This window comes from Nocardia sp. CDC160, assembly GCF_035818795.1.
Classification (GTDB): Bacteria; Actinomycetota; Actinomycetes; order Mycobacteriales; family Mycobacteriaceae; genus Nocardia.
In genome coordinates, this window is record NZ_JAYKYT010000001.1 from 948,876 (window position 1) to 959,772 (window position 10,897).

Here is a 10,897-nt window from a genome sequence, read left to right on the forward strand (position 1 = left end):
AAAGAGGCGAGGACCCACTGGTCCTCGCCTCTTTCCGAGCCGCCTGGGGGAATCGAACCCCCGACCTTTTCATTACGAGTGAAGCGCTCTACCGACTGAGCTAAGGCGGCGTGCCTTGCGGCGCTCGCGAGTCTATCGTCTCGTGCCCGTTTCGCGAAAACGGGTGGTCGTGGTCACCGAGGGCACGCCGGGTCAGGTGGAGCGGGCCGCTATCAGGGCGGCGGCCATGGCGGCCAGGGCGAAGCGGGGCTTCACGTTGGTTTCGAGGGCTTCGCGGCAGTCGAGGACGGCTTGGATGGAGAGGAGTAGGCCTTCGGGGCGGACGTCGGTGGCGAGTTCGCGGATCTGGTCGGCCATGTCCGGGTGGGTGAGGACGACGCCGGAGGAGGAATCGGGTTTGGCGGCGCCGAAGCGGACGGCGAGGGCGTCGCGGTACATGCCCGCCACGTCGATGAGGGCTCGGTCCAGGGCGTCGCGGCCGGTGCGGGTGGAGCGCGATTTCTGGCGTTTCTCCAGTTCTTTCAGCGCGCCCGCGGAACCACGGGTGGCCGAGGCCGCGCCCTTGCCGGTGCCGCCCGCGCCCAGCGCGACGGCCAGTTCCTCGCGTTCCTTCTCGTCCCGCTCGGCACTGACCTGCTTGGCCTCGTCATCGGCGGACTTCACCAGTTCGTCGGCGGCGGCGTAGGCCGCGGCGGGCCGTGCGGTGGCCGTGACCAGCGCGAGGGCTCGCTTGCGGCGGGCGCGGGCCTGGTCGTCGGTGGCCAGTCGCCGGGCCCGGCCCACGTGACCGCCGCTGACCGAGGCCGCCCACTCGGCGACCTTCGCGTCCAGGCCGTCCCGCTCGCGCAGCACCTGCGCGATGGCGGCGACCGACGGCGTCGCCAAATGCACATGGCGGCACCGGGATCGCAGCGTGATCGAAATATCCTCCGGATCCACCGAGGGCGCGCAGAGCAGGAACACCGTCCGCTCCGGTGGCTCCTCCACCACCTTGAGCAGCACATTGCCCGCCGCCTCGGTCAACCGGTCGGCGTCCTCGACCACGACCACCTGCCAGCGCCCGGTGCTCGGCCGCCGCGAGGCCACCTGCACGATCTCGCGCATCTCCTTCGTGCCGATGCTCAGGCCCTCGGGCACCACCCGCCGGACATCGCCGTGCGTTCCGGCCATGGTCGTGGTGCACGCGTGGCAGCGCCCGCAGCCGGGCGTCCCCGCATCGGTGCACTGCAGGGCCGCGGCGAAACACAGCGCGGCCACCGAGCGCCCCGATCCGGGCGGCCCAGTGAACAACCACGAATGCGTCATGGCCGACGACGATCCGGCCCCACCCCGCGCCGCCACCGCCGCAGCCGTCAACTCGGACTCGACCGCACCCTGGCCGACCAGTCGATCGAAGACACCCGCCACGCCGACAACCTTAGCCGCCACCCCCGACAGCCAGGCCGACGGTCAGTTGGCGCGCTGATACGTGGTGTTGGCTCCGTCCAGCGACTCCCGAATGATGTCGGCGTGGCCGGAATGATGCGCGATCTCCCGCAGAATGTGCAGCAGGATGTAGCGGACGGTCAGGTGGACGCGTTCGGGAGCCCAGGGCGCGGTCGGCGTCGGCACCGAATCATCGAGGTTGGGTAGCTCGCGGATCAGCTTGGCCGTGTGCTCGGCGACCACCTCCCACTCCGCCAGCAGTCCCGCCACCGTCTGATCCGGGCCCAGCCGGTACTCGGAATCCATTCGCGAGACATCGAATTCGGAGTTCGGATCGCGCTCGACCAGAATCGTCGTCCAGTGCTTCTCCACGTTCACCGCGTGATTGAGCAGACCGCCGAGGGTGAGTTCACTGACCGTGGTGCGCTCGCGCGCCTGTGCGTCATCGATGCCCCGGAGGGTGATCCGGAACATCTCCCGCTGACTGTCGAGAATTTTGATCAGTTCTTCACGCTCGAGGTCGACGGTCATCGAATGTCCTTCCACTGGTTCGAATTCCAGTACTCACGCTACGGCAGGACACCGACACCAACGCGGCGAAAAAGCGAAGCGCCCCCGCGACGACGGGGGCGCTTCGATCGTCCGATCTCAGGACTGCGCGCTGGCAGCGGCCTTCTTCGCCGGGACCTTCTTGGCCGCCGCGGCCTTCTTGGTCGTGACGCCATCGGCCGTCTTGGCCGCCGCCTTCTTCGCGGCAGCCTTCTTGACGACGTTCTTGGCCACCGCGGTCTTCTTGGCCGCGGTCTTCTTCGCCGCCGCCTTCTTGGCCGTCTTCTTCGCGGCCTTCTTCACCGGCCCGCGGGCCCGTCGATCCGCCAGCAGTTCCGAGGCCCGCGCATCGGTGATGGATTCGACCTCATCGCCCTTGCGGAGGCTGGCATTGGTCTCACCGTCGGTGACGTACGGGCCGAATCGCCCGTCCTTGATCACCATCGGCTTCTCCGACACCGGGTCCACACCCAGCTCACGCAGCGGCGGCGCGCTGGCCGACTGCCCGCCACGCCGCTTGGGCTCGGCGTAGATCTTGAGCGCCTCCTCCAGCGTGACCGTGAAGATCTGATCCTCGCCGGTCAGCGAGCGCGAGTCCGTGCCCTTCTTCAGGTACGGCCCGTACCGCCCGTTCTGCGCGGTGATCTCGTCCCCGGAAGCCGGATCCACACCCACCACGCGCGGCAGCGACAGCAGCTTGAGCGCGTCGTCCAGGGTCACGGTCTCGACACTCATGGACTTGAACAGCGACCCGGTGCGCGGCTTCGGCTTGTCGGCCGCCTTCTTCGCGGTCTTCTTCGCGCCGGTGTCGATATCGTCGGCGGGCTCGGGCAGGATTTCGGTGACGTAGGGCCCGAAACGCCCTTCCTTGGCGACGATTTCGTGCCCGGTCGCCGGATCGGTGCCCAGCGAACGACCCTCCTGCGGCGTCGCGAACAGCTTCTCCGCGACCTCCGGGGTCAGCTCGTCCGGCGGCAGATCATCGGGCAGGTTGGCCCGTTGCGAGATCGGATCCCCGTCCGGGTCATCGGGATTGACGATCGTGCGCTCGAGATACGGCCCGAACTTGCCGACCCGCACCACCACATCGCGGCCCTCGGCATCGGCGAACAGCTTGATGGAGTTGACTTCTCGCGCGTCGATGCCGTCGAGCCGTTCGCCCACCATCTTTTTCAGGCCGCCCGAGCGCGCCACCGAACCCTCGGCACCGTGATCGCCGCCGAAATAGAAGGAGGACAACCAGTTTCCGCGCTGTTCGCGACCACCGGCGATGGCGTCGAGGTCATCCTCCATGGCCGCGGTGAAGTCGAAGTCCACCAACCGCCCGAAGTGCTCTTCCAGCAGCCCGATCACCGCGAACGCCACCCACGACGGCACCAGCGCGCTACCGCGCTTGTACACGTAGCCGCGGTCGAGAATCGTCTTGATGATCGAGGAGTAGGTCGAAGGACGGCCGATACCAAGGTCTTCCAGCGCCTTGATCAGCGAGGCTTCGGTGAATCGCGCCGGTGGATTGGTGGTGTGCCCGTCCGGCAGCAGCTCGATGGCCGTCACGCCCTGGCCCTCGGTCAGCGCGGGCAGCCGCGATTCGGCGTCATCGGACTGGCCGCCCGCCTCCTCGTCGACACTCTCCACATACGCCTTGAGGAAGCCCGGGAAGGTGATGGTTCGGCCGGAGGACGAAAACACGCACTCCTCACCGGAATTCGCGACACCGGTGATCCGCACCGTCAAGGTGGTGCCGCGCGCGTCCTGCATCTGCGAGGCCACCGTGCGCTGCCAGATCAGCTCGTACAAACGGAATTCGTCGCCGTCGAGCTTGTTGTGCAGCTGCCCCGGCGTGGCGAAGGTGTCACCCGCCGGACGAATGGCCTCGTGCGCCTCCTGCGCGTTCTTGACCTTGCGGTTGTACTGCCGCGGTGTGGGACTCACGTACTCCGCGCCGTACAACTGGGTGGCCTGCGCCCGCGCCGCCTGAATCGCCGACTCCGACAGGGTGGTCGAGTCGGTACGCATATAGGTGATGTAGCCGTTCTCGTACAGCCGCTGCGCCACCCGCATGGTGCGCTCGGAGGTGAAACGCAGCTTGCGCCCGGCCTCCTGCTGCAGCGTCGAGGTCATGAACGGCGCGTACGGCTTTCGCGTGTACGGCTTGGATTCCACCGAGGTGACCGTGAAGTCCACCCCGTGCAACGATTCCGCCAATCGCTGCGCGTACCCGGCATCGAGCACGACGACGCCCTGCGATTTCAGCTGCCCGTCGGATCCGAAATCACGACCGGTCGCCACGCGCGCGCCCTCGACACTGACCAGGCGCGCACCGAAAACCCGCGGATTCCCGCCCTCTTCATTGCCGCCCGCGTCCAGCTTGGCCGCGATATCCCAGTACTCCGCGGACCGGAACGCCATGCGTTCGCGCTCCCGCTGCACGATGACGCGCGTCGCCACGGACTGCACCCGGCCCGCCGACAGTCGCGGCATGACCTTCTTCCACAGCACCGGCGAGACCTCGTAGCCGTAGAGCCGGTCCAGGATGCGTCGCGTCTCCTGCGCGTCGACCAGGTCCTGGTCCAGCTCACGGGTGTCGGCGGCGGCGGCCTGAATGGCGGGCTCGGTGATCTCGTGGAACACCATGCGCCGCACCGGCACCTTGGGCTTGAGCGTCTCGAGCAGATGCCAGGCGATGGCCTCGCCCTCGCGGTCGGGGTCGGTGGCGAGATAGAGCTCGTCGGCGTCGGCCAGCAGGCTCTTCAGCTCACTGACCTTCCCCTTCTTATCGGGGCTGACGACATAGATGGGCTCGAAGTCGTGATCGACATCCACGCCGAGGCGCGCCCACTGCTGTCCTTTGTATTTGGCGGGCACATCCGCCGCACCGCGCGGCAGGTCCCGAATATGACCGACCGACGCCTCGACCACGTAACCGCGGCCCAGGTAGGGGGCGATCTTCTTGGCCTTCGTCGGCGACTCGACAATCACGAGACGACGCAGGGAGCGGCCCTGGTCGGGCGCTGCCTTGGAGTTCGGCGCTGCACCGCGGTCTCGTGTTGCCACCGGCGAACACACCTTTCGTCTCGATCCGCGTCGGAGCTGGTGTACGCGCTCTACCGCGGCTGGGGCAAACGGCTGCGATGTCCGATATCGCTGCCAGCAACGTTTATACCGTGTTCAAAGGCCGCGGCTGGTGCGCGGCGACGATGTAGCCCCTGATCGTGATCGAGTGTAATGGGTCCAGATATGGGTCGTCCCCCACCGCCCGGAGGCGATGGGGGACGGAACCTGTGGGTTGGCTCGCTCTCAGAGCGCGCGAACACCGGTGGCCTGCGGGCCCTTGGTGCCCTGGCCAACCTCGAACTCGACCTTCTGGTTCTCCTCGAGGGTGCGGAAGCCCGTTCCCTGGATCTCGGAGTAGTGGACGAAGACGTCAGCGGAGCCGTCCTCGGGCGCGATGAAGCCGAACCCCTTCTCCGCGTTGAACCACTTCACAGTTCCCTGTGCCATTCTGTTCCTTCTCTTTCCATACCGGAACGGCGGACAAGTAGGTTCATCCACCGGGTCCGTTCCGACCGCTGTACTCTGTTCCCCCTGCAGGAATCACCCAGTACACCGTTCGCAACATCGATCCTGCTGATGGTTTGGACTTTGGATCCGTTCCCTCGAACACAGAAGCTTGCGACCAGGAACCAGTGAACCATGTCTTCGGGCAATTCAACAGCCGAGTTACCCACAATTTGCAAAAAAGTTGATCTTGCGAATGCGCAGGTGAGGGGCATAATGCCCAAATCCGTACTTGAAGTTGGTTTGCTTCCAGATAACAGAGCGAGCATCTGGCAAACAGGGTGTGAGACAGGCCGCTACTCGGTAGTGAAATGGCAGGTAGAGCGGCGGGCGCACACACCTTTCGCACCCGTTGGGCGTGTCGCGGTGACGACTCGATGAATGATGAAGATCAGCCGCGACGGACCGGAGACAACAGCGACATCAGCTACGGGAGATCGTTGCTGAATCGTGTCCTAAACGGCGGCGTTTCAGGCGACGGCAGGCTCACGCACGTCACCGAACTACCGCCGCGTGCGGCGCAGATCACGAAATGGCCCGAATGGACATCTCCGGATGTCATCGCCGCAGTTCAGGAGGCCGGAATCGAGGAGCCGTGGAGCCACCAGAGCCGGGCCGCGGACCTCGCCGCGGCGGGGCGGCACGTGGTGGTCTCGACCGGGACGGCGTCCGGAAAATCGCTGGCGTATCAGCTGCCCGTCCTGACCGCGCTCCAGGCCGATCCGCGGGCCACGGCCCTGTATCTCTCGCCGACCAAGGCGCTGGGCGCCGACCAGCTGCGCATGGTCAACGAGCTGACCAGCGAAGATCCCTTGCGGAACGTGCATCCCGCGCCCTATGACGGCGACACACCGGCGGAGATCCGGCAGTGGGTGCGCGCGCACGCGCGGTGGGTATTCACCAATCCGGACATGCTGCACGTGGGCATGCTGCGGTCGCATCAGCGCTGGGCGCGGCTGCTCCGGCAGCTCAAATACGTCGTGGTCGATGAATGTCATATCTACCGGGGGGTTTTCGGCTCGCACGTGGCGCTGGTCCTGCGCCGACTCCGGCGACTCGCCGCGCGGTACGGGGCGGATCCGGTTTTCGTGCTGTGCTCGGCGACCACCGCCGATCCCGCGGCCACCGCCGAAAAGCTGATCGGCGCACCGTGCGTCGCGGTCACCGAAGACGGGTCGCCGCAGGGGTCGCGGACCGTGGCGCTGTGGGAGCCGCCGCTGCTCGGGGCCGGTGTGACCGGGGAAAACGGTGCGGCGGTGCGGCGTTCGGCGGGTGCGGAGGCCGCGACGGTCATGGCGGATCTGGTCGCGGAGGGGGCACGCACCCTGACCTTCGTGCGCTCGCGACGCGGGGCCGAACTGGTGGCAATGGACACGCGACGCCTGCTTGCGGACGTGGACGCGCAGCTCCCCGGGCGTGTCGCGGCCTATCGGGCCGGATATCTGGCCGAGGATCGGCGGGCCCTGGAGACGGCGCTGTCGGAGGGCGCGCTGCTGGGCGCGGCCACCACGAACGCCCTGGAACTGGGCGTGGACATCGCGGGGCTGGATGCCGTTGTGGTGGCGGGATATCCGGGGACGGTGGCCTCCTTCTGGCAGCAGGCCGGGCGCGCCGGGCGACGCACGCAGGGGTCGTTGGTGCTGCTCATCGCCCGTGACGACCCGCTGGACACCTACCTCGTGCACCATCCGGAGGCCCTGCTCGGGCGGCCGCTCGAAGCCAGCATCACCGATCCGCACAATCCCTACGTGCTCGGGCCGCACCTGTTGTGCGCGGCCCTGGAACAGCCGCTCAGCGATGCCGAGGTGCACGACTTCCGAGCCTGGGATCTGCTGTCCGACCTGGCCGAACAGGGTTTGATCCGGCGTCGGGACGGCGTGGCCCGAGACGGAAGCGCGCGCTGGTTCGTGACCGCCGACGCGCATCCGCACGACGCGGTCGACGTGCGCGGCGGCATCGGCACCGCGGTCGCGGTGGTGGATGGGGAATCGGGCCGCATGCTCGGCACCACCGATGCCGGTCGGGCCCCGGCCACGCTGCATCCGGGAGCGGTGCACCTGCACCAGGGCGAGAGCTATGTGGTCGACGAGCTGGACCTGGACGAGGGCGTCGCGCTGGTGCACGCCGACACGCCGGGGTGGAGCACCAGCGCGCGGGCGGTGACCTCGCTGGAGATCGAGGAGGTGACCGAAGAACGCCGATATGGCTCGGTCACAACGGCTTTGGCGCACGTCCTGGTGACCCGGCAGGTCATCGGCTACCTGCGCCGACTGCCCAGCGGCGAAGTGCTGGACATGATTCCGCTGGACCTGCCCGCGCAGACGCTGCCCACCCGGGCGGTCTTCTACACGGTCACGCCGGGCCTGCTGGCCAGGGCCGGAATCGACGCGCGACACGCCGCGGGGGCGCTGCACGCCGCCGAACACGCCGCCATCGGCATGCTGCCGCTGGTCGCGACCTGCGATCGCTGGGATATCGGCGGCGTGTCGACGGCCGAACACGCCGATACCGGGCTGCCGACGGTCTTCGTCTACGACGGCCATCCCGGCGGCGCGGGCTTCGCCGAGCGCGGGTTCGCGCGACTGCGGGACTGGCTGACGGCCACGCTGGGGGCCATCGACTCCTGCGTCTGCGCCACCGGCTGCCCGTCCTGTGTGCAGTCACCCAAGTGCGGGAACGGCAACAATCCCCTGGACAAGGCCGGTGCGGCCCGGCTTTTGCGGGCAATCCTGGCCGAGCTCGGGGAAGGTGACGATGGCACCCCCGAACCGTGACGCCGCCGTCGCCGGAGCGAGACCGGAGCGCCATCCGACCAACCAGTCGGCGTGATCAGCTGGTTGGTATCGGGCGCGTTCGGAGTGCTCGGAGGTGTCTGCGACACGCCAGGGGCCGAAGACGATTAAAAAGGGATGTGATCCTGTTAACTGAGGGGTTGCTCCGTTCGATAATGTCGCCCCCGGATTTACCTGTGCATTCATTCCAATGAGTCTCGGAGAACGAATTGGAAAGTGATCGATACCCAATCAATTCGCCGATCATATTCATCGAATTTCGACATTGATCGACTGCCGATGTGGCCCGCGCCATCGCATTTCTAACCAACCGCTCGGTACGAGATATTGCCTCGCTACCCCTCTCCCTCCGCCGGTCCCGCCCGCGCCGCCGCGCGCACCTCCCGACGCCCCAGCGGACCCAGCGAAATCCGCCCTTCGGCCGTCACCGTCACATCCCATCCGCGCACCACGCAGCCCGCCGACCGCGCGCCCATCCGGTCCACCACCTCGACCGCCCGGGCGCAGGCCGCCGCGCTCCCACCGTCGAGGGCACCGGCCGCAGCGAGCGCGCCCAGGTCCGCCGCGGCCTGCACCCGATGTCGAGCGGCCACCGCGACGCCGATCTGCGCGATCAGGACCATGGACGTGAGCACGCCGATCAGGGCCAGGCAGGCGGTGACCGTCACCGCTCCCGCCTCGCCGTCCCGTCGGTCCCGGCCGGTCGGTCTCATCAGGGCTCCCCCGGCTCACGAGCCGCCACGGCCGTCGCGCGCAGGATGAGGGGAAGCACTGTCGCGCGGGCACTCACCTCCGCCACGACCAAGTCGCCGTCGGCACTGAGTTCGATCCGGGCACCGGGTGGTGCGACCCGGCGCGCGGTGGAGACCGCCGCGGCCGAGTCGCCGCGCGCCGCCAGGCGGGCCGCCTCGCGGGCGGCATCGACACAGCGCACCTGCGCCGACACCGTCAGCAGGGCTCCGATGCCGAGCAACAGCACCGCGACCAGCGCGGCCAGCGCAATGGCCGCTTCAACGGTCGCCATGCCCGCCTCGGTATCCAAAGGTGGTGTGGCATACGTCACTTGACGGGAGTCTTCAGTGCCTTGTCGATGATCTTGGTCAGCGCATTCACGATGCTGTCGCCGGTGACCACGGTGTACAGCACCGCCCCGAAGGCCGCCGCGGCTATTGTCCCGATCGCGTATTCTGCCGTGCTCATACCGTTTTCGGCGGTGAGAACATGCCACAGTCGAGTTCGGGCTCCCCAGAACAGGCTTCGAACGGTCGATCCCACACTCACTCCTTCCCTCGCTCCGGTGCGGCGATTCCGCACCGGCACAGTCGTCCTCGGTCACAGCAGTCCGCCCTCCAGCACCCGACCGGCCAGGCCGATCACCACGGGAACGATCCCCAGACACAGGAAGGCGGGCAGGAAGCACAGGCCCAGCGGACCGCCGATAAGCACACCGGCGCGTTCGGCCCGCGCGGCGGCGGCGTCCTCGAGCTCCGCGCGGCGGCGCTCCGCGAGTTCGGCCACGGCCGTGGCCAATCCGGCTCCCGAGCGCGCGGAGCGGCGCGCCATCCGAGCCAGGGCCGCCACCGAGTCGTCGGCGATTCCGGCGCTGGCCTGCGCCCAGGCCATGGTCGGATCCGCGCCCAAGGTCAGGAGATCGGAGGCCCGGCGCAGGGTTCCGGCCAATGGCTCGGGGGCCTCGGCCGCGACGGCCGCCGCCGCTGCGGCGGTGGGCAATCCGGCGCGCAGGCAGGCCGCCAGCAGGTCGAGGGTCGAGGCGACGCCGAGCGGGTCCGGCTCCGTTCCGGCCGTCCCGGCGCTCGGCCCGCTGGGTGCGGGGTCGTGCAGTCGACGAAGGCGGCGGACCGCGTCGACCCGACCCGGCAGCATCAGCAGGGCCGCGGCCGCGAACAGGGCGGCGCACGATGCGGTCATCGCAGTACCCGGTCGGTAATGGCATCGGCCCACAGCAGTCCGGCGCAGGTCAGGGCGGAGCCCAGGGGCAGCAGCACCGTGCCCGCCGGAGAGTAGAACAGCACGCGCAGCGGAGACGCACCCATGAGCTGACCCAGTCCGATGCCGAGCAATGGCAGCAGGGCCAACACCGTCGCGGTGGCACGGGCGCCCGCCAGCGCGGCCCGGGTGCGCTCGCGGAAACGCCTGCGGCCGAGCAGATCCAGACGGGCCGCGCCGAGGAGCTCGGCCAGCGCCAGACCGTGCCGCTCGGCCACCCGCCAGGCCCCGGCCACCCGCTCCAGCTCACCGGCCACGATCGAGCCGGGACGGCGCAGGCCCTCGGCACCGGACCCACCGAGTCGGCTGCGGGCGGCGCTGGTCGAGAAGGCCCGCGCCACTTCCGCTTCGGTCTCCTGGGCCGCCACCCGGGCCGCCGCGCTCGGATGCGCGCCGATGCGCAGTTCACCGATCACCGCCTCCAAACCCTCCAGCAGGGTGGCGGACGCCGCGGCACGCGAACGCTCCCGCCGAGCCCGCCGGTGCCGAATCCAGATCGTGATCGTCATCAACAGGGCGGCCACCACCGGCCCCGGACCGGCCAGCACAGCCGTCGGCACGCAAAC

10 protein-coding genes and 1 tRNA gene are annotated in these 10,897 nt (G+C 68.6%); 1 reads left to right on the plus strand and 10 read right to left on the minus strand.

The window, feature by feature from the left end:
* Nucleotides 1-37: 37 nt before the first annotated feature.
* From VMT40_RS04220 to VMT40_RS04240, 5 genes are all read right to left on the minus strand, one after another.
* Nucleotides 38-110, minus strand: a tRNA-Thr gene (locus tag VMT40_RS04220).
* An 82-nt stretch (nucleotides 111-192) separates the two neighbouring features.
* The gene (locus VMT40_RS04225) at nucleotides 193-1,407 is read right to left on the minus strand and encodes a DNA polymerase III subunit delta' (RefSeq protein WP_326356628.1); all 1,215 of its coding nucleotides are present in this window, start codon (nucleotides 1,405-1,407) and stop codon (nucleotides 193-195) included.
* 42 nt (nucleotides 1,408-1,449) lie between these two features.
* Nucleotides 1,450-1,956 carry a DinB family protein gene (locus tag VMT40_RS04230; protein WP_326356629.1) on the minus strand — a complete coding sequence of 169 codons (507 nt, stop codon included), beginning with the start codon at nucleotides 1,954-1,956 and terminating at the stop codon, nucleotides 1,450-1,452.
* 117 nt (nucleotides 1,957-2,073) lie between these two features.
* A complete protein-coding gene (gene topA / locus VMT40_RS04235) occupies nucleotides 2,074-5,028 on the minus strand; it encodes a type I DNA topoisomerase (RefSeq protein WP_442789899.1) in 2,955 nt (984 codons plus the stop codon).
* Between the two features lie 243 nt (nucleotides 5,029-5,271).
* Nucleotides 5,272-5,475 (minus strand): cold-shock protein, encoded by a 204-nt coding sequence (locus tag VMT40_RS04240; protein ID WP_033089373.1) that lies wholly within the window; start codon nucleotides 5,473-5,475, stop codon nucleotides 5,272-5,274.
* Between the two features lie 434 nt (nucleotides 5,476-5,909).
* Here VMT40_RS04240 and VMT40_RS04245 point away from each other — a divergent pair, with 434 nt between their 5' ends.
* The gene (locus tag VMT40_RS04245) at nucleotides 5,910-8,306 is read left to right on the plus strand and encodes a DEAD/DEAH box helicase (RefSeq protein ID WP_326356630.1); all 2,397 of its coding nucleotides are present in this window, start codon (nucleotides 5,910-5,912) and stop codon (nucleotides 8,304-8,306) included.
* A 353-nt stretch (nucleotides 8,307-8,659) separates the two neighbouring features.
* Here VMT40_RS04245 and VMT40_RS04250 read toward each other — a convergent pair whose 3' ends face one another.
* From VMT40_RS04250 to VMT40_RS04270, 5 genes are all read right to left on the minus strand, one after another.
* A complete protein-coding gene (locus tag VMT40_RS04250) occupies nucleotides 8,660-9,037 on the minus strand; it encodes an Rv3654c family TadE-like protein (protein ID WP_326356631.1) in 378 nt (125 codons plus the stop codon).
* Nucleotides 9,037-9,348 carry a TadE family type IV pilus minor pilin gene (locus VMT40_RS04255; RefSeq protein ID WP_326356632.1) on the minus strand — a complete coding sequence of 104 codons (312 nt, stop codon included), beginning with the start codon at nucleotides 9,346-9,348 and terminating at the stop codon, nucleotides 9,037-9,039. The genes VMT40_RS04250 and VMT40_RS04255 overlap by 1 nt, the downstream gene beginning before the upstream one ends.
* Nucleotides 9,349-9,383: 35 nt before the next feature.
* Nucleotides 9,384-9,578 carry a DUF4244 domain-containing protein gene (locus VMT40_RS04260; protein WP_326357189.1) on the minus strand — a complete coding sequence of 65 codons (195 nt, stop codon included), beginning with the start codon at nucleotides 9,576-9,578 and terminating at the stop codon, nucleotides 9,384-9,386.
* Nucleotides 9,579-9,656: 78 nt separating this feature from the next.
* Complete coding sequence (locus tag VMT40_RS04265; protein WP_326356633.1) at nucleotides 9,657-10,253, minus strand: type II secretion system F family protein; 597 nt, start codon at nucleotides 10,251-10,253, stop codon at nucleotides 9,657-9,659.
* On the minus strand, nucleotides 10,250-10,891 hold the full coding sequence (locus VMT40_RS04270; protein ID WP_326356634.1) for a type II secretion system F family protein: 642 nt from the start codon (nucleotides 10,889-10,891) through the stop codon (nucleotides 10,250-10,252). Before VMT40_RS04270 ends, VMT40_RS04265 begins: the two co-directional genes overlap by 4 nt.
* Between the last annotated feature and the right edge of the window lie 6 nt (nucleotides 10,892-10,897).